General features: G+C 64.7%; 15 protein-coding genes. 11 read left to right on the forward strand and 4 right to left on the reverse strand.

The features are described 5' to 3' along the window. Positions 1-21 precede the first annotated feature (21 nt). Together ACO550_RS10205 and ACO550_RS10210 are read right to left on the reverse strand one after the other, a co-directional pair. Positions 22-1,209, reverse strand: a complete 1,188-nt coding sequence (locus ACO550_RS10205; RefSeq protein WP_315597334.1) for an acetylornithine transaminase — start codon at positions 1,207-1,209, stop codon at positions 22-24. 261 nt (positions 1,210-1,470) lie between these two features. Next, positions 1,471-2,526 (reverse strand): 2Fe-2S iron-sulfur cluster-binding protein, encoded by a 1,056-nt coding sequence (locus ACO550_RS10210; RefSeq protein WP_315598773.1) that lies wholly within the window; start codon positions 2,524-2,526, stop codon positions 1,471-1,473. Between the two features lie 10 nt (positions 2,527-2,536). Here ACO550_RS10210 and ACO550_RS10215 point away from each other — a divergent pair, with 10 nt between their 5' ends. From ACO550_RS10215 to hutG, 11 genes are all read left to right on the forward strand, one after another. Next, positions 2,537-3,571: an NAD-dependent epimerase/dehydratase family protein gene (locus ACO550_RS10215; RefSeq protein ID WP_315598774.1), complete on the forward strand. Its 1,035-nt coding sequence runs from the start codon at positions 2,537-2,539 to the stop codon at positions 3,569-3,571. Positions 3,572-3,867: 296 nt separating this feature from the next. Further along, the gene (locus ACO550_RS10220) at positions 3,868-4,836 is read left to right on the forward strand and encodes an ABC transporter substrate-binding protein (RefSeq protein WP_315598775.1); all 969 of its coding nucleotides are present in this window, start codon (positions 3,868-3,870) and stop codon (positions 4,834-4,836) included. Between the two features lie 16 nt (positions 4,837-4,852). Continuing rightward, positions 4,853-5,716: an ABC transporter permease subunit gene (locus tag ACO550_RS10225; protein ID WP_315598776.1), complete on the forward strand. Its 864-nt coding sequence runs from the start codon at positions 4,853-4,855 to the stop codon at positions 5,714-5,716. Continuing rightward, entirely contained in the window at positions 5,713-6,492 is a 780-nt protein-coding gene (locus ACO550_RS10230) for an ABC transporter ATP-binding protein (protein WP_315598777.1), read from the forward strand. The genes ACO550_RS10225 and ACO550_RS10230 overlap by 4 nt, the downstream gene beginning before the upstream one ends. Positions 6,493-6,513: 21 nt before the next feature. After that, the gene (hutC, locus tag ACO550_RS10235) at positions 6,514-7,275 is read left to right on the forward strand and encodes a histidine utilization transcriptional repressor HutC (RefSeq protein ID WP_315598778.1); all 762 of its coding nucleotides are present in this window, start codon (positions 6,514-6,516) and stop codon (positions 7,273-7,275) included. Positions 7,276-7,359: 84 nt separating this feature from the next. After that, positions 7,360-8,922, forward strand: a complete 1,563-nt coding sequence (gene hutH / locus ACO550_RS10240) for a histidine ammonia-lyase (protein ID WP_315598779.1) — start codon at positions 7,360-7,362, stop codon at positions 8,920-8,922. A 74-nt stretch (positions 8,923-8,996) separates the two neighbouring features. Next, positions 8,997-10,694, forward strand: coding sequence for a urocanate hydratase (gene hutU / locus ACO550_RS10245; protein WP_315598780.1), 1,698 nt, complete (start codon positions 8,997-8,999; stop codon positions 10,692-10,694). After that, positions 10,694-11,278 carry a HutD family protein gene (locus ACO550_RS10250; RefSeq protein ID WP_315598781.1) on the forward strand — a complete coding sequence of 195 codons (585 nt, stop codon included), beginning with the start codon at positions 10,694-10,696 and terminating at the stop codon, positions 11,276-11,278. The genes hutU and ACO550_RS10250 overlap by 1 nt, the downstream gene beginning before the upstream one ends. Beyond that, positions 11,275-12,501: an imidazolonepropionase gene (hutI, locus tag ACO550_RS10255; RefSeq protein WP_485994755.1), complete on the forward strand. Its 1,227-nt coding sequence runs from the start codon at positions 11,275-11,277 to the stop codon at positions 12,499-12,501. Before ACO550_RS10250 ends, hutI begins: the two co-directional genes overlap by 4 nt. Beyond that, entirely contained in the window at positions 12,498-13,904 is a 1,407-nt protein-coding gene (locus tag ACO550_RS10260; RefSeq protein ID WP_315592737.1) for a formimidoylglutamate deiminase, read from the forward strand. Before hutI ends, ACO550_RS10260 begins: the two co-directional genes overlap by 4 nt. A gap of 25 nt (positions 13,905-13,929) precedes the next feature. Next, complete coding sequence (gene hutG, locus ACO550_RS10265; RefSeq protein ID WP_315592736.1) at positions 13,930-14,745, forward strand: N-formylglutamate deformylase; 816 nt, start codon at positions 13,930-13,932, stop codon at positions 14,743-14,745. A gap of 53 nt (positions 14,746-14,798) precedes the next feature. Here the strand turns inward: hutG and ACO550_RS10270 are convergent, their stop codons facing one another. Continuing rightward, the gene (locus ACO550_RS10270) at positions 14,799-15,824 is read right to left on the reverse strand and encodes a fimbrial protein (RefSeq protein WP_315592735.1); all 1,026 of its coding nucleotides are present in this window, start codon (positions 15,822-15,824) and stop codon (positions 14,799-14,801) included. Between the two features lie 2 nt (positions 15,825-15,826). Then, the gene (locus ACO550_RS10275; protein WP_315592734.1) at positions 15,827-18,505 is read right to left on the reverse strand and encodes a fimbria/pilus outer membrane usher protein; all 2,679 of its coding nucleotides are present in this window, start codon (positions 18,503-18,505) and stop codon (positions 15,827-15,829) included. Between the last annotated feature and the right edge of the window lie 6 nt (positions 18,506-18,511).

Here is an 18,511-nt window from a genome sequence, read left to right on the forward strand (position 1 = left end):
GTCAGCAGTATTTGAGCGGGCTTACGCCAGCTTCTTCAGCAGTTCGCGCAGCATGCCGATCATCTGGTCGATCTCTTCGCGCGTCACGTTCAGCGCCGGCATGAAACGCAGCAGGTTCGGACGCGGGGCGTTCAGCAGCAGGCCCACCGGACCCATCTCGCGCGCTTCTTCCACGATCTGCGGGCCAATGTCCTTGCCCAGCACCAGCGCGCGCAGCAAGCCTTCACCACGTTCCCCGCCGAGGCCGAATTCCGACGACAGCGCCAGCAGCTGTTCGCGCAGGTATGCACCCTTGGCCTTCACATCGTCCATGAAGCCCGGTGCGGTCAGTTGCGAAATCACCGAGCTGCCCACTGCGGTCATCAGCGGATTGCCGTTGTAGGTGCCACCCTGGTCGCCGGCCTCGAAGCTGGCCACGTCGGCCTTGCACAGCAGCGCCGACAGCGGCACGCCACCACCGATACCCTTGCCCAGCGTCATGATGTCCGGCTCCACGCCCGACAGTTCGTACGCGAACAGCGTGCCGCAGCGGCCGCAGCCGGTCTGAACTTCATCGGCAATCAGCAGCAGCTTGTGCTTGTCGGCCAGTGCACGCAGGCCCTGCATGAATTCGCGGCTGGCGGGAATCACGCCGCCTTCGCCCTGCACCGGTTCCAGCATGATGCCGACGGTCTTGTCGGTGATCAGCTTTTCCACCGAAGCCAGGTCGTTCAGTTCAGCCTTCGGGAAACCCGGCACCTGCGGCGCGAAGATGGTGTCCCAGCCGGCCTTGCCCGACGCGCTCATGGTAGCCAGCGTACGGCCATGGAAGCTGTGGTCCATGGTGATGATCTCGTACGCGCCGTTCTTGTGCTTGCGGCCCCATTTGCGCGCCAGCTTGATGGCGCCTTCGTTGGCCTCGGCGCCGCTGTTGGCGAAGAAGACCTTGTCGAAGCAGCTGTTGTCGGTCAGCTGCCTGGCCAGCTTCAGCATCGGCTCGTTGTAGAACGCCGGGCTCGGGTTCAGCAGCTTGCGGGCCTGCTGTTCCAGTGCCTCGATCATGCCTTCGTTCGAGTGGCCCAGTGCGTTGACTGCCCAGCCTTGCACGAAATCCAGATAGCGCTTGCCGTTATGGTCCGTCAGCCACGAGCCCTTGCCTTCGGTGAAGACCAGTTCGGGCCGGTTGGTGATGTACATCAGGGATTGGACGGGAAACTCAGCAAATGCCATGGCGGACTCCTGGGGTCGGCATGAAACGATGGACGGACAAAAACAAAAAGCCACGGGGGTTGCCCGTGGCTTGTTGACCTGAACAGACGCTGTCTACGGTCAGCCGCGCGGCACCCCGGAGGGGAGCAACGTACGTGCGCGGCGTCGGATCATGGCGGTGTTCATGGCGGCCAATATAAAACGCATGCGCCCGGGTGTCAAAGCGAAATATGGCGGACCCGGGTGGCATTGTTGTGTCGACGGAACGGCGGCGGGGCCAGTTCAGGCCGCGCCGGCCGGGTGCAGGTCGGCCTCGGACGTGAACGAATCGGCAAAGAATGCGTCCTCGTGCAGCTTGCACTGTGCCGTGAAATCGGTGCGTGCGGCATTGACCATGACCGGTGCGCCACAGGCGTAGACCTCGTGGTTCGACAGGTCCGGATGGTCGGCCATCACGGCCTGGTGGACGAAGCCGGTACGGCCGGTCCAGCCATCTTCGGCCTTGGCATCGGAAATCACCGGCACGTACTTGAAGTTCGGCAGGTCGCGCGACCATTGCTCGCACAGTGCGTGCATATACAGGTCGGCCGGGCGCCGGCCGCCCCAGTACAACGTCATCGGGCGCGTGATGCCGGTGTAGGCGGCATGCTCGACGATGGCCTTGATCGGCGCGAAGCCCGTACCCGAGGCCAGCAGCACGATGGGCTTGTCCGATTCCTCGCGCAGGAAGAAGCTGCCCAGCGGACCCTCGAAACGCAGGATGTCGCGCTCCTTCATGGCAGGCATGCCTTCCTTTGCGCCGAACACATAGTCGGTAAAGGCGCCGCCCGGCATATGGCGGATATGCAGTTCGATCGGGCCTTCCTCATGCGGCGGCGTGGCGATCGAGTAGCTGCGGCGCTTGCCGTCGCGCAGCAGGAATTCCACATATTGGCCGGCCAGGTACTGCATGCGCTCGGTGGCCGGCAACTGCAGCTTGATGGCGATCACGTCATCGGCCAGGCGCTCCAGCGTGCTGACACGGCACGGAATCTTCTTGATCGGGATATCGCCGGCGCCATGCACCTCACGGCATTCGATCGTGATGTCGGACGTGGCATTGGCGCAGCAGAACAGCGCACGGCCTTCGGCCTTTTCCTGTGCGGTCAGTGCCGAGGCGGCATGGTCGCCCTGCTGGATCGTACCCTCGACGACGCGGCCCTTGCAGGATCCGCACGCGCCGTTCTTGCAGCCGTAGGGCAGGCCGATGCTATGACGCAGTGCTGCGCCGAGGATGGTTTCGTCGGCAGCCACTTCGAACTTGTGGCCACTCGGCGTGACGGTAACTTGATAAGCCATAATCGGGTCTATGAACCAAATTCTGTCGCCGCAAGCGGCGTTGTCTATCCCACAGGGCATACGGCAGGGACGCCGGCTTGGCCGTCCGCGCCTGCTGATTGTCGGTTGTGGCGACGTCGGCACGCGCATCCTGCGCCTGCTGGCCACGCGCATGCGCGTGTTCGCCGTCACTTCGCAACCACTGCGTCGCGCCGAACTGCGCGACGCCGGCGCGGTGCCGCTGGTGGCCAATCTTGACCACCCCGCCACGCTGTCCCGACTGGCGCGTCTGGCGGATCGGGTCATGGACCTGGCGCCGCCGCCCGGTCAGGGTGGTGGCGATCCGCGCACGCAAGCCTTGCTTGCGGCACTGCGTCGTACGGCCTGGCGCCGCTCACGTACCACACGCTTTGGCGTCGGTTCGGGCGAGGCCGATATTCTACCCGAGCGGGGCTGGCACCGTGCGTTCGAGGCGGCGTCGCGCCATCGCTCGGTCGGGGCCTTCATCTACGCCAGTACTACCGGCGTCTATGGCGACCGGGGTGGGGCGCGCGTGCAGGAATTTCACGCGGTACGTCCGCAGACCGCCCGCGCACGGCGTCGCGTGGCAGCCGAAACAGCGGTGCGCGCATTCGGGCGCGACGCTGGATGGCGCACCAGTATCGTACGCATTCCCGGTATCTATGCCGAAGACCGCTTGCCGCTGGCGCGCCTGCGCAAGGGCACGCCGGCGCTGGCGCCGCAGGATGACGTCTACACCAGCCATATCCATGCCGATGATCTGGCGCGCGGCATGATCGCCGCGTTGTGGCGCGGCCGGCCGCAGCGCGTGGTGCACGCCAGTGACGACACCGAGCTGCGCATGGCCGACTACTTCGACCTCGTGGCGGACCGCAACGGTTTGCCGCGTCCCCCGCGTATCAGCCGCCAGCAGGCGCGCGAAACCATCGATCCTACGCTGCTCAGCTTCATGAGCGAATCGCGCCGCCTCGACAACCGCCGGCTCAAGCGCGAACTGCGGCTGCGGCTGCGCTTTCCCACCGTCAAATCGTTTTTCGACCGCTGAGCCCAGCCGGGCGCCCCGACGCCTGTCGGGGCGTCGGCGGGCACGCCCGGGCACGCCAATTGCTCGGCATTGCGGCAATCTATCCTGTCTATACAAGATCGGTGCATATGCAGCGAGCCGAGTGATGAATTGATCGTCCGCGGTGCAGCCGTCGCACCACTTCGCGGCTTCAGTGCGCTTCCACACGCGGATTCAGCAAGCTGCACATCGGCACTGGCTCAGGTAAACCCCGGGTTTGACTTGTATATACAGGCTTGCTAGATTGCCCACACCCCACGACTGATGGAGCCGACAGCATGTTGCTGCCTCGTTACGCCGTACCTCGCGCCGTCCTTGCTTCAACCCTTCTCGCCATCGCATTGGCAACCCCTGCAGCCCAGGCGCAGAACACGCCTGTCACGCTTGGCATGAGTGGCTGGACCGGCTTTGCGCCGCTGACGCTGGCAGACAAGGCGGGCATCTTCAAGAAGCACGGCCTGGACGTGGAAATCAAGATGATTCCGCAGAAGGACCGGCATCTGGCGCTGGCATCGGGCGCGATCCAGTGCGCGGCCACTACCGTGGAAACCCATGTGGCATGGAACGCCAATGGCGTGCCGATCACACAGATCGTGCAGCTCGACAAATCCTACGGGGCCGATGGCCTGGCCGTCCGTGGCGACGTGAAGACGTTTTCGGACCTGAAAGGCAAGACGATCGGCGTCGATGCGCCCGGCACCGCGCCGTACTTTGGCCTGGCCTGGATGCTGAAGAAAAACGGCATGACGCTCAAGGACGTCAAGCTGACCACGCTTTCGCCGCAGGCTGCGGCGCAGGCCTTCGTGGCGGGCCAGAACGATGGCGCTATGACCTACGAGCCATACCTGTCGACGGTGCGCGCCAACCCGGACAAGGGCAAGATCCTGGCCACCACGCTCGACTACCCGATGGTGACCGATACGCTCGGCTGCGCGCCGAAATGGCTCAAGGACAACCCCAAGGCCGCCCAGGCACTGGTCGACAGCTACTTCGAATCGCTCGAGATGATCCGCAAGGAGCCCGAGAAGTCGAACGAGATCATGGGCGCGGCGGTCAAGCAGACCGGCGAGCAATTCGCCAAATCGTCGGCCTACCTGCGTTGGCAGGACAAGGACGCCAACCGGAAATTCTTTGCGGGTGAACTGGCCAGCTTCAGCAAGGAAGCCGCCGACGTGCTCAAGGACATCGGCGTGATCCGCCAGGTGCCTGACGTCACGGCGATCTATGACGCCCGATTCCTCAAGTAAGCCGGAGGTCGCCGCCATGTCGCAAGCCACGACCACTACGCGCCCGCCCGCGCCCATCGCCGCACAGGCGTCCGATCGCGCGCCGCGCGCACGCCATCCATGGCTCTCGCCGCTGGTGCCGGTGCCTGCGCGTACGCGCTGGGTGCTCGGGCTGGCGTTCTTCGTCGCGTTCTTCGCCATCTGGGCCGTGGTCACGCTGGGCGGCTTCGTGCCGCGCACGTTCCTGGCCGATCCGTTGACGATGGCGCACGAGGGCTGGCTGCTGTTCACCGAGTATGGATTTATCGGCGATATCGGCATGACGGTATGGCGCGTGGTCGGTGGCTTCGTGCTGGCCGCGGTGCTGGCCGTGCCGCTCGGCATTTTCATGGGTAGCTACAAGGCGGCCGAAGCGTTTTTCGAACCGTTCGTGTCGTTCTGCCGCTACCTGCCGGCCTCGGCGTTTATTCCGCTGCTGATCCTGTGGGCTGGCATTGGCGAAACGCAGAAGCTGCTGGTGATCTTTATCGGCTCGTTCTTCCAGATCGTGTTGATGGTGGCCGTGACGGTCGGCGGGGCGCGCAAGGATCTGGTCGAGGCGGCCTATACGCTCGGTGCCACGCCGCGCGGCATTGTGCGGCGCGTGCTGATTCCGGGCGCGGCCCCCGAGATTGCCGAAACGCTGCGCCTGGTGCTGGGCTGGGCATGGACCTATGTGATCGTGGCGGAACTGATCGGGTCGTCCTCGGGCATCGGGCACATGATCACCGACAGCCAGGCACTGCTCAATACCGGGCAGATCATCTTCGGCATCATCGTGATTGGCTGCATCGGCCTGGTTTCCGATCTGGTATTCAAGCTGGCCAACCAGCGCCTGTTTCCGTGGAGTTCAATCAAATGAGCGCGCTGTCGATCCAGCAGGTATCCCGCACCTTCGAGAATCCGCGCGGCGGCAGCACGCAGGCATTGCTGCCGGTTGATTTCGAAGTCCGCGACAACGACTTCGTGACGATCCTCGGACCGTCCGGTTGCGGCAAATCCACGCTGCTGCGCATCGTGGCCGGGCTCGATACGCCCAGTGGCGGCCGCGTGCTGCTCGATGGCCAGCCCGTGGCCGGTCCGGGCGCCGACCGCGGCATGGTGTTCCAGTCGTACACGCTGTTTCCGTGGCTCACGATCGAGCAGAACGTGCGCTTCGGGCTGCGTGAACGTGGCATGAGCACGGCCGCGCAAAAGGAGCGCAGCGATTTCTTTATCGCCCGCGTCGGGCTGCGTGGCTTCGAACAACACTATCCAAAGCAACTGTCGGGTGGCATGCAGCAACGCACGGCCATTGCGCGCGCGCTGGCCAATGATCCGAAGATCCTGCTGCTCGACGAACCGTTTGGCGCGCTGGACAACCAGACGCGCGTGCTGATGCAGGAGTTGCTGCTCGGCATATGGGAGTCGGCGCGCAAAACGGTATTATTCGTGACGCACGATATCGACGAAGCCATCTTTATGGCCAACCGCGTGGCGGTGTTTTCCGCGCGGCCGGGTCGGATCAAGAGCGAAATCGCGGTGGATTTTCCTCATCCGCGCCACTACACGATCAAGACATCGCCCGAGTTCTCCGCGCTGAAGGCACGGCTGACCGAGGAGATTCGCGCCGAGGCCATGGCCTCGGCCGAGCATTGAACGGCAATCAGCAATCAGGTCATGAATCAGTCCGCCACACCGGCATCGTCCCCCTCCGCCGCACCCGCTGCGCTGTACCAGCAGGTCAAGGAGTACATCGCGCGCCAGATCCAGAGCGGCGCGTGGCAACCCGGTGACCGCGTACCGTCGGAGCAGGAACTGGTGAACCGCTTTTCGGTGTCGCGCATGACGGTCAACCGCGCGCTGCGCGAGCTGCAGGAGCAGGGCCGGGTGGTGCGCGTGGCCGGTGTGGGCACGTTCGTGGCCGAGCACAAGCCGCAATCGACGCTGCTGTCGGTGGTCAATCTGCAGGACGAGATTCGCATGCGTGGCCATGACTATGGCTGCGACGTGATCCTGGTCGAACGCGTGGCGGCTTCGATCGAGGTGGCCGCTGCACTGGAGTTGCGCACGGGCGAATCGGTGTTCCATTCGATCTGCATTCATCGCGAAGACGGCGTGCCGGTGCAACTTGAAGACCGCTACGTCAATCCGCGTGTCGCCCCCGATTTCATTGCACAGGATTTTGGCGATACCCAGCCTGGCGAATACCTGCTGCGCAACGTGCCATACGACCAGGTGGAACATGTGGTCGATGCCATCGCCGCCACGCTGGAACAGGCCACGCAACTGGAGATGCCGCCCACCCAGCCATGCCTGCTGCTGACGCGCCGTACCTGGACCAACGGCGTGCCCGTGACCTTTGTGCGCTGCCTGCATCCGGGCAACCGGTACCGGCTGGGCAGCCGTTTTCGCGCCGACGGCAACCCCGCCTTCGGCTAGAACTGGTACCTGAGGCCAGTCAAAAGCTGGCCATCAGGTTTTATTTTCGACTAACCTGTATAGACAGGCTCATACAACATAACGATGACTCAAGATTCCCGCTCTCTCCTGACCCTGGACCCAGGCCATGTCTCGCTGGACGACCTGCGCCGCATCTATCGTGGCGAAGTGCGCCTGGCGATGGCCGACTCGGCGTGGGCTGGTGTGCGTGCCGCGCAGGCCACCGTGCAGGACATCATCGACGCCGACGCCGTGGTCTACGGCATCAACACGGGCTTCGGCAAGCTGGCCCAGTCGCGGATCGCGCATGACAAGCTGGCCTTGCTGCAGCGCAATCTCGTGCTGTCGCACAGCGTGGGTACCGGCGCGGATCTGCCGGCCGACACCGTGCGATTGATCCTGGCCATCAAGGCGGTGAGCCTGGCGCGCGGCCATTCCGGCGTGCGCCCGGCCTTGATCGAGGCGCTGCTGGCGCTGGCCAACCACGGCGTGTCGCCGTGCATCCCGGCCAAGGGTTCGGTCGGCGCTTCGGGCGACCTGGCGCCGCTGGCCCATATGTCGTGCACGCTGATTGGCGTGGGCGATGTGATGATCGACGGCCAGCGCGTGCCGGCCGCGCAGGGCCTGGCCCATGCCGGGCTCGACGCCTTCACGCTGGGCCCGAAGGAAGGGCTGGCCCTGCTGAACGGCACACAGGTTTCCACGGCGCTTGCGCTTGCCGGCCTGTTCGCCGCCGAAGACGCATTTGCCGCAGGGCTGGTGGCCGGCGCATTGTCGCTGGAAGCGATCAAGGGTTCGGTCAAGCCGTTCGATGCACGCATTCATGAGGCGCGTGGCCAGGCTGGCCAGATCGCGGTGGCTGGCGCGGTGCGTGCGATGCTCGACGGCAGTGAGATCGTCGATTCGCACAAGGCCTGCGGTCGCGTGCAGGACCCGTATTCGATTCGTTGCCAGCCGCAGGTGATGGGCGCATGCCTCGACAACCTGGCCCACGCCGCGCGCATCCTGCGCATCGAGGCCAATGCCGCTTCCGACAATCCCCTCGTGTTTGCCGAGCAGGGCGATGTGGTCTCGGGCGGCAATTTCCACGCCGAGCCGGTGGCATTTGCCGCCGACATCATCGCGCTGGCAATTGCCGAGATCGGGGCCATTTCCGAACGGCGGCTGGCGCTGCTGCTCGATACCGGGTTGTCCGGCCTGCCGCCGTTCCTGGTGCGCGAAGGTGGCCTGAACTCGGGATTCATGATCGCGCAGGTCACGGCCGCGGCGCTGGCATCGGAGAACAAGTCGCTGGCGCATCCGTCGAGCGTCGACAGCCTGCCTACCTCGGCCAACCAGGAAGACCATGTATCGATGGCTACCTACGGTGCACGGCGCCTGGGCGACATGGCTGCGAACACGGCCGTGATCGTCGGCATCGAGGCCATGGCGGCCGCGCAGGGTATCGAGTTTCATCGACCGCTGCGGTCATCGCCGCTGGTGGAGCAGGAACTCGCGCGGATTCGCAGCCGCGTGGCATTCGTGGAATCCGACCGCTATCTGGCACCCGATATCGAGGCCATGAAGCAATGGGTGGTGCAGGGCGATGCCGGAGCAGGCTGGCCCGACGCCGTGCGGGAGATCCTGCCGACCAACGTTGCCATTTGATGCGCCAGCCCTGTCCCCTCCCGCAAGCGGGAGAGGGGAGTGAACCGACAGTACTTCAGACATACGAGACAACCATGAACGCCAACGAACACCAATTCACCGTGCGCGGCCAGCGCGAAATCCGCGCCCCGCACGGCACCGAGCTCCACTGCAAGAACTGGCTGATCGAAGCCGCGTATCGCATGATCCAGAACAACCTCGACCCCGACGTGGCCGAGCGTCCGCAGGACCTGGTGGTCTACGGCGGTATCGGCAAGGCCGCGCGCAACTGGGAGTGCTTCGATGCGATCCTCGAAAGCCTGCGCCGCCTTGGTGAGGACGAGTCGCTGCTGGTGCAATCGGGCAAGCCCGTCGGTGTGTTCCGCACGCATGCCGATGCGCCGCGCGTGCTGATTGCCAATTCCAACCTGGTACCGCACTGGGCCAACTGGGACAAGTTCAATGAACTCGACCGTGCCGGCCTGATGATGTATGGCCAGATGACGGCCGGCTCATGGATCTACATTGGCACGCAGGGCATCGTGCAGGGTACGTTCGAAACGTTTGTCGAAGCGGGCAACCAGCATTACAACGGCGACCTGACCGGCAAGTGGATTCTTACGGCTGGCCTGGGTGGGATGGGCGGCGCCCAGCCGCTGGCCGGCGTGCTGGCTGGCGCGTGCGTGCTGGCGATCGAATGCCAGGAGTCGCGCATCGACTTCCGCATCCGCACCCGCTACCTCGACAAGAAGGCCACCACGCTCGATGAAGCATTGGCAATGATCGACGCCGCCACCAAGGCCGGCGAGGCGATCTCCGTGGGTTTGCTCGGCAATGCCGCTGAAATCGTCCCGGAACTCGTGCGCCGCGCGCAGGCCGGCGGCATGCGCCCCGACATGGTCACCGACCAGACCTCGGCGCACGACCTGGTCAACGGCTACCTGCCCGAAGGCTGGACCGTGCAGCAATGGGAAGATCTGCGCCAGAGCGACCCCAAGGCCGTGGAAGCCGCGGCGCGCACATCGATCGTCAAGCATGTGGAAGCGATGCTCGCGTTCCAGCAGATGGGCGTGCCGACACTCGACTACGGCAACAACATCCGCCAGGTGGCCTTCGACGAAGGTGTGAAGAACGCGTTCGACTTCCCGGGCTTTGTGCCGGCCTATATCCGCCCGCTGTTCTGCCGCGGCAAGGGGCCGTTCCGCTGGGTTGCGCTGTCGGGCGATCCCGAGGATATCTACAAGACCGATGCCAAGATGAAGGAGCTGTTCCCCGAGGACAAGCATCTGCACCGCTGGCTCGACATGGCGCGCGACCGCATTGCATTCCAGGGCCTGCCGGCGCGTATCTGCTGGGTGGGACTCGACGAACGCCATCGCGCCGGTCTCGCATTCAACGAGATGGTGAAGTCCGGCGAACTGAAGGCACCAATCGTGATCGGGCGTGATCACCTCGATTGCGGCTCGGTGGCGTCACCGAACCGCGAGACCGAAGCGATGCGCGACGGCTCCGACGCGGTGTCCGACTGGCCGCTGCTCAATGCATTGCTCAATACGGCGGGTGGCGCCACATGGGTTAGCCTGCATCATGGTGGCGGCGTGGGCATGGGCTTCTCGCAGCATTCCGGCGTGGTCATTGTCTGCGATGGCACCGACGCGGCAGCCCGGCGTATCGAACGCGTACTCTGGAACGATCCGGCCACGGGCGTGATGCGCCATGCCGACGCGGGATACGACATCGCCATCGACTGCGCGGAGGAGAAGGGCCTGAACCTGCCGATGGTGAAACGCTGATGCCCGTGACGAAGTTCGCGCTCGATGCGATTGTGCCCACACCGTGGAAGAACGGTGGCGGCTCCACGCGCGAGATTGCCGTATGGCCGCCGGGTGCCGATATGGATAGCTTCGCGTGGCGCATCAGCGTGGCGGATATCGGCGCCGATGGGCCATTCTCGGCTTTTCCCGGCATCGACCGGCAGATCGTACTGATCGACGGCGCGGGCGTGCATCTGCAGGCCCACGACGACACGTTCTGCCACAAGCTCGTGCGTGTGGGCGAACCGTTTGCGTTTTCTGGCGATACCGCCGTGCATGCCACGCTGGTAGACGGGCCTACGCAGGATTTCAACGTGATGACGCGCCGCGACGTGTGCCGTGCCGAAGTCAGGCTGATGCGTCAGCCATTTACGGCGGTGCCCCATGACGCCACGGTGCTGCTGCTGGTGTTGCGCGGCACATGGGATACCGGCGACGGCCAGCATGTGGCAGCCGGCGAAGGCATCCTGATGTCCGCCGGCACACCGGCCATCACACTGTTCCACACCGATCTCTCCGCGCTGTGCCTGCGCGTGACCCTGAATATGGAGCGGGACCGATGAACTTCACCGACGCGCCATCTGCCGACGGCGTCTGGCATCATTGCAACCTGCTGCCCGATGCCGATCCCGCGCGGGCCATCCACGACGCTGCGCTGGTTGTGGAGCACGGACGGATCGCGTGGCTCGGCGCATGCGCGAACCTGCCGGAAGCGTATCGGCAGATGCCCAGGCACGACGCCAACGGTGCATGGATCACGCCGGGGCTGGTCGATTGCCACACCCATCTGGTCTATGGTGGCCAGCGTGCCGATGAATTCGCCATGCGGCTCGGTGGCGCGAGCTACGAGGAAATTGCGCGTGCCGGTGGCGGCATCGTGTCGACGGTGCGCGCCACGCGCGAGGCCGATGAAGCCACGCTGTTCGCGCAGTCTGCAGTACGTCTGCAAGCCTTGCTCGCGGAAGGTGTCACTGCTATCGAGATCAAGTCCGGCTACGGCCTGTCGCTCGATGCGGAACGCAAGCAGCTGCGCGTGGCGCGCCAGCTTGGCAGCGCATATGGCGTGACCGTGCACACCACGTTCCTGGGCGCGCATGCATTGCCGCCCGAGTACGCTGGACGCGCCGATGACTACATCGAACTGGTCTGCGACACGATGCTACCGGCACTGGCCGAAGAAGGCCTGGTGGATGCGGTCGACGCGTTCTGCGAAGGCATTGGCTTCTCACCCGCGCAAACCGCGCGCGTCTTTGCAGCCGCTGCGCGACATGGACTGCCGGTCAAACTGCATGCGGAACAGTTGAGCAACCTCGGGGGTGCTGCGCTGGCGGCGCGGCACAAGGCCCTGTCGGCCGATCATCTCGAACATCTGGACGAAGCCGGTGTGATTGCGATGGCCGAGGCGGGCACGGTGGCGGTATTGCTGCCGGGCGCCTACTATTTCCTGCGCGATACCCATCTGCCGCCGTTGGCGTTGCTGCGCCAGCATGGTGTGCCGATTGCAATTTCCACCGATCACAATCCCGGCACCTCGCCCACCACGTCGCTATTGTTGATGATGAATATGGCCTGCACCTTGTTCCGCATGACCGTGCCTGAAGTGCTGGCCGGGGTCACCGCGCATGCGGCGCGCGCCCTGGGCGCAGCGGATCGGCATGGACGGCTTGCCACAGGCCGTGCCGCGGATTTCGCGCTCTGGCAGGTAGCCTCGCCGGCCGAGCTGGCCTACTGGTTTGGCCGTAATCCATGCGCCGGTGTCGTGCGCCAGGGCAGGGTGTTCCGATGAGCGCCGGTCAACTGTTCGCAGCCCATGCGCTACTGCCCGAAGGCTGGGCGCGTGATGTGCTGCTGGAGTGGGACGCCCAAGGCGTCTTCACAACTGTCGCGCCGGGGACCGTTGCCTCCGCGGCCGTGCCGCTGGCGGCCGGCGCGGTGCTGCCGGGCATGCCGAACCTGCATTCGCACGCGTTCCAGCGCGGGTTTGCCGGGTTGACCGAGTACCGCAGCGTATCGCAGGGCGACGACCCGGCTGGTGGCGATTCGTTCTGGAGCTGGCGCACGCTGATGTATCGCTTCGCACTGCGCCTCTCGCCCGATGCGCTGGAAGCCATTGCGACGCAGCTCTATGTTGAGATGCTGCGCGCGGGTTACACCAGTGTGTGCGAGTTCCACTACGTGCATCACGATCCGGACGGCAAGCCGTATGCCGATCGCGCGGAGATGTCGTTACGGCTGCTGCGTGCGGCGCAGACCGCCGGCATCGGCATGACGCTGCTGCCGGTGCTGTACCAGACCGCGGGTTTTGGCGGCAAGCCGGCACAAGATGATCAGCGGCGCTTCCTCAACGATACCGACGCCATGCAGGCGCTGCTGGAAAGGCTGGCGCCACATTGCGCAGCCTATGGCGCTCGGCTGGGCCTCGCGCCGCATTCGCTGCGCGCGGTACCTCATGACGGTCTTACCAGGGCAGTCGCTGCGCTGCATGCGCTGGATGCCACGGCGCCCGTGCATATCCATATTGCCGAGCAGCAGAAAGAGGTCGACGATTGCCTGGCGTCGACCGGTGTCCGTCCCGTCGAGTGGTTGCTCGACCATGCGCCCGTGGACCAGCGCTGGTGCCTGGTGCACGCCACGCATATGGATTGGGACGAGCGACGCCGTCTGGCCCACAGCGGCGCGGTGGCTGGCATCTGCCCGACCACCGAGGCCAACCTTGGCGACGGCGTGTTCGAAGCCGCGCCATACCTGGCGCAGAAGGGCTGGTGGGGCATCGGCTCGGACAGTCATGCGAGCGTCAGCGTAGCCGAGGAGTTGCGCACCTTCGAGTACGGCCAGCGCCTGGGCCTGCAGCGGCGTAACGTGCTGGCATCGGAAACGCATGCGCAGGTAGCGGACCGGCTCTGGCTAGAAGCTGTGGCGGGCGGCGCGCGGGCGGCCGCGCGGCCGGTGGCCGGACTGGCGATCGGGCAGCGTGCCGATTTACTGGTGCTCGATGGCCAGCACCCGACGCTGGCCGGACTCGATGGCGCACGCGCGCTGGCCACTTACGTGTTCGCTAGCCACGGTCATGAGACACTAGCGGAAGTCCGCACGGGCGGCGTGTGCCGTGTGCGGCATGGCGTGCATCCACAACAGGTGGATGCGGGCCAGCGGTTTGCCGAGGCGCGTGCGCGCCTGCTTGCCGACTGACATTGAATTGCAGCCCCGAGACAAGATGTCCTTCACCACAGATACTCCCGCCTTCACCCTGCATCGCGGCACCCGTCCGTTGCTGGTGTCGATGCCGCACGTCGGCACCCATCTTCCCGCCCAACTGGCCGCACGTCTGACACCCGACGCGCGCACCGTGCCCGATACCGACTGGCACATGGATCGCCTGTACGACTTCGCGCGCGAACTCGGCGCGTCGATCCTGATGGCTACCCATTCGCGCTATGTGATCGACCTGAACCGGCCACCCGATAACGCGAACCTGTATCCGGGCCAGGACACCACGGGCCTGTGCCCCGTCGACAGCTTCGACAAGACGCCGATCTATGCCGATGGCACGAATGGTCCCGACGACGCCGAGATCGCGCTGCGACGCGACGCGATCTGGCATCCGTACCACAACGCGCTGCAGGAAGAACTCAAGCGCCTGCGCGATGCGCATGGCACGATCGCGCTGTGGGACGCGCACTCGATCCGTTCGGTGCTGCCCCGTTTCTTCGAAGGCAAGCTCACGGACTTCAACCTGGGGTCGGCCGACGGCAAGAGTTGCGATGCGGGCCTGGCCGCCGATGTCGTGGAAATTGCCAAGGCGGTGCCGCTCCATACCGCGGTGCTCAATGGCCGCTTCAAGGGCGGCTATATCACGCGCCAGTACGGCAACCCCGGTGACGGCGTGCATGCGATCCAGCTCGAACTGACCCAATCGTCGTATATGGAAGAGGTCTATCCGTTTGCCTACGACCCGGCCAAGGCCGCGAATGTGCAACCGGCGATCCGCAAGATGCTGGAAACCGTGCTGGCGTTCGTGGAAGCGCGATAACGCCTGCAACGTGATTGACGACGAGGGCCTGGTACATCGGTACCAGGCCTTTTTTACTGATAGCTCATCGTGAACGTCATCAGGCCCTGGACCGAGCCTGGCGTGACGGTGCCGGTGGCGATGTATTGAACCCTGAGCGGCATGCTCCGCGTGCTACCGGACGCGCCGACGAACCACGCATTGGTATTTCCTGCGGTGGCGGTATCGGGCCCGAAGCGGACCGGGCTGCCTGAGGCGTCCACGACGCGCAGACCGACATTGCGTGCCGTGGACGTGCTGGTGAGCGTAAGCCGGTCGGTGCGATTGCCGGGCGTGGTGGCGTCCGTCAACGTCGCGTACACATTGATGCCGGCGGGGCATGCCAGGCCGATCGAGAATGGCGTCTCGCCCGCTATCGAACCCGTAGTGCGCAGCCCGGAAAGGCTTACTGCTGGCAAGGCCACATTGATCGAAGGCGTTGTCACCCGGCAGGCATTGAACGCGATGGTCGTATTGGCAATGCCGATGGAAACCAACGGGTCGCTCTTGAGGTTGGCGCCGCGATTATGGCTCTGCAGGTCGAACATTTTCGCAACAGACGCCGGTCCCGCCTGGGTCATCTCCCCGGTCTTCACCAACTGGTAGTGCAGGATGTATGAGCGCGAGACCAGCGTCTCGGTTGTGATGTCTGGCGCGAAGTGTTGCTGGAGCCCGGCACCAATACTCGACATGCTCCTGTTGTTGAAGTATGCCGATGTCACCCGGACACCGACGCCAGGCGTTCCGGTGGCCCAGACGTCTGTGTGCCCTGGTGCCAGATCCAGTGCGGAAGTCAGCTGCAGATAGAAGCCCGCCACGGAATTGCCGTCCATTTCGAGCGAGTACGCTGCACACCTGTAGCGACCATAGGTGGACCTCCGTGGCCCGATGTTGGCACCAATGGGCAGGTTCCGCGGCACGCTGACGTTGCCAAACGAGACGCTCGTGGCACTGCTGGTGATGATGCATTGCGGATAAATCTCCTGGGCCTCTACGCGCATCGCCGCGCCAGCAAGCCATGCCATTACCGCGCTGCCGATAAAGAGTGAATGTCGTTTCATGATCAGCCGCTGAACTGTTCCATTTCCAGGTGCCGCGAGCCCGATCGCGTGCCTGGTGCAGTTCGGCTTGCGTGACAGACGGTGTCGACTTTTGGCCACGGCCGGGCATCCTGTTGCGGGGGCGGTAACCGGTAGTCCAGCGTGCATTGCTGTGCGTGGCCATGGCCCCATGCCACCGTGAGCTTGCCGGTGTCCTCAACGCCGCGGACAAAGATGCGCCCACCCTGGCCGACCATGCCAACTTCACTGGCCAGTGCATTGCGGACGATTGCACCGAATGGCAATGGCTTGCTGTCTGACCGCGTGGCGACGATCATGGCGGACCGCCCTCTACTGGCTTCGAACGGAATCATGACGACGCCGTTGGCACGAGGCGTGATCTCTGCCGAGGTGGACTTCAGTTCGACATTCATCGGCATGCCCCGGGGGTCCAGTTCGACCGTGTTGCGTGCATAGGGACTCAGGTACGGCACGACGGCGTAGCCAGCGTCATTGACGCGAACGCCGGGAGCATTGACGAGCCGCGCGCCAGCGGCGCCCTTGGCCTCGACAATGCCGATCGTGTCACCGAGAAAGTTGGCCAGCGTGACGCCACCGCGATGGGCTACGAGTGCACCGTGCAGCCCTGCCGAGTATTGCGAGTTGCCGCCGCCGCCACTGGCCGACGCCGATACCGTGGCGAACGGGCTCATGTACTGCGTATTGCCGCCGCCATTGAACGCACCGCGAGCGTGGCTGGCGTTCAGCCCGTAGCTGAGCGCATTGTCTTCCAGCGCGCTGCCGCCCAGTACGAACTGCTGCGAAGCGCCTGTCGCCTCATTGCTTGTCAGCCCCATCGACATGAGCGGCGCACGTTGCGTACGCCCGAGCGGCATCGAGACTCCTGCATGGAACTGATTGACCAGCGCGCCGGATGCACCTTGCCGCAGGCGTGAAGCAGAAAGATTGACCATCATGCTGGTATTGAACAGGCGCAACGCGTTGTTGTAGCCGATCTGGAACTGCGTCGTCGTTCCGCTATCGTTCCAGTAGTTGCGTGAGCTGCCGCTGATGTAGAGGTTGCCCCAGCGGCCCGGCAGGCTCTGGTTCAGTGTCAGTTGTAACTGGGTGCGCTGCCGTGCCACGGTACGGACATCGGAGCCGGCAGCCATGCGCTCGGTTGCAAGATAGGCATCGGGCATGGCCCAGAATCCACTCGACGAGTACCGGTAGGCCGCCACCGTCAGGTTGGTATGGGTCCGGGGCACGGACTTGGCATAGCTCACGCGAACACTCTGGCCCGTGGCGTTGTCGACCCCGGCAATATCGGCGCTTGCCTGCGTCACGTCCATGGCCAGTGTGCCGTACGACGTATTGAAGGCGGCGCCGAGCAAGCCCGCCGCATAGTTGTCGGCCACGGTTGCGCCCGCATATCCGGTCAGCAGGCTGCCGAAGCCATGTTGCACGGTGCCCTGCATCAGCTGGTATCGGCCAGTAAGCCGCGTGTCGCGCAGTTGCCCGATCGTCAGCGAATAGCGCGTGATGGCGGGACGCACGAGCTGGGATACCGATGCGTACGGTACGGTGAAGCGTTGCTCGTTGCCGTCCGCCTCGCTCACGGTGACCTCGAGGTCGCCGCCATAACCGGTGGCATAGAGGTCGCGGATATCGAATGGGCCGGGCGCCACCGTGGTCTCGTATAGACGGTTACCGTTCTGCGTGATCGACACGCGGGCATTGGAGCGTGCCACGCCGCGGATGCGCGGCGCATAGCCGCGCATGGAGTCAGGCAGCATGCGGTCATCGCTGGCCAGTTGCACGCCCCTGACACCAAAGCTGTCGAACACCGCACCATCGGTAAAAGAGTCGCCGAGCGTGAGCTGGCTGCGCAATGCGGGCGCATCACGCTGCACGAAGGTCGCGATGTTCTGGTATGCGAATCCTTTTGGCGCGGCGGGATCCCAGTTGAGGGCCGAGCGTTGCCGTACATGCCAGTTGCCGAGATTCAGGCCCGAGTCGATGCCCAGGTAAGTGCTCGTATTGCGCCAGCCGCCGCGCGTGTGCCATGTATTGAGCGTGTAGGCGAGGGTCGCGGAAGTCGTGCTGTCTTCCCAGTACTCCTGTCCGACATGATCGCGCGGTGTTTGCGCGAGCAGGGCTTGGGGAACGGTCAGGTCGAACTGGAGATCGCCAACGTCGAACGACCAGCTTACGCGGGGATCGATGCGGCCCGGATCGAGGCATTCTCCTGCCGCCGCACGGGTAAGCTCTGCAGCGCCTTGCGTGGTAAGCGCGTCCTTGTCGAGGTTCAGGTGGCGCATGAGCGAGCCCGCCGGACACGCCGTCACGAAGCCGCTGTGGTCGGTGAACCGGACCGCATGTCGTCCCAACGGCGCCCCGTTCAGGCTGACGTCGACAACGTACTCGCCGGGATGCACCGGATTGCCACGTGCGAAGCGGGCGACGTCGACAAGCCTGCCGCTGGGCCCGGCAAGCAGCGCACTGTTGAAGCGGACTTCCCGCATGCCGTCACGCACCGCGTCACGACTCCGCTCGTCTTCGATGGCAAGCGCGGGCAACGACAGCACGCCAGCGAGCAGGCCCATGATATAGCGGTAGCCGCGTGAGATCGCGTTGCCACGCGTCCATGGCGAAAGAAGGCGCAAGACCGGTGCAAGACAGGCGCAATGATCCGATGGCATGGTGCA

This window comes from Cupriavidus sp. (genome assembly GCF_057315035.1).

Bases quoted from the DNA above. Each gene is read 5' to 3' on its own strand.
- ACO550_RS10210 (WP_315598773.1), bottom strand. From the start codon at position 2,526: ATGGCTTATCAAGTTACCGTCACGCCGAGTGGCCACAAGTTCGAAGTG.
- hutG (WP_315592736.1), top strand. From the start codon at position 13,930: ATGTCCTTCACCACAGATACTCCCGCCTTCACCCTGCATCGCGGCACC.
- ACO550_RS10205 (WP_315597334.1), bottom strand. From the start codon at position 1,209: ATGGCATTTGCTGAGTTTCCCGTCCAATCCCTGATGTACATCACCAAC.
- ACO550_RS10230 (WP_315598777.1), top strand. From the start codon at position 5,713: ATGAGCGCGCTGTCGATCCAGCAGGTATCCCGCACCTTCGAGAATCCG.
- ACO550_RS10220 (WP_315598775.1), top strand. From the start codon at position 3,868: ATGTTGCTGCCTCGTTACGCCGTACCTCGCGCCGTCCTTGCTTCAACC.
- ACO550_RS10275 (WP_315592734.1), bottom strand. From the start codon at position 18,505: ATGCCATCGGATCATTGCGCCTGTCTTGCACCGGTCTTGCGCCTTCTT.
- hutU (WP_315598780.1), top strand. From the start codon at position 8,997: ATGAACGCCAACGAACACCAATTCACCGTGCGCGGCCAGCGCGAAATC.
- ACO550_RS10270 (WP_315592735.1), bottom strand. From the start codon at position 15,824: ATGAAACGACATTCACTCTTTATCGGCAGCGCGGTAATGGCATGGCTT.
- hutI (WP_485994755.1), top strand. From the start codon at position 11,275: ATGAACTTCACCGACGCGCCATCTGCCGACGGCGTCTGGCATCATTGC.
- ACO550_RS10250 (WP_315598781.1), top strand. From the start codon at position 10,694: ATGCCCGTGACGAAGTTCGCGCTCGATGCGATTGTGCCCACACCGTGG.
- ACO550_RS10225 (WP_315598776.1), top strand. From the start codon at position 4,853: ATGTCGCAAGCCACGACCACTACGCGCCCGCCCGCGCCCATCGCCGCA.
- ACO550_RS10215 (WP_315598774.1), top strand. From the start codon at position 2,537: ATGAACCAAATTCTGTCGCCGCAAGCGGCGTTGTCTATCCCACAGGGC.
- hutH (WP_315598779.1), top strand. From the start codon at position 7,360: ATGACTCAAGATTCCCGCTCTCTCCTGACCCTGGACCCAGGCCATGTC.
- ACO550_RS10260 (WP_315592737.1), top strand. From the start codon at position 12,498: ATGAGCGCCGGTCAACTGTTCGCAGCCCATGCGCTACTGCCCGAAGGC.
- hutC (WP_315598778.1), top strand. From the start codon at position 6,514: ATGAATCAGTCCGCCACACCGGCATCGTCCCCCTCCGCCGCACCCGCT.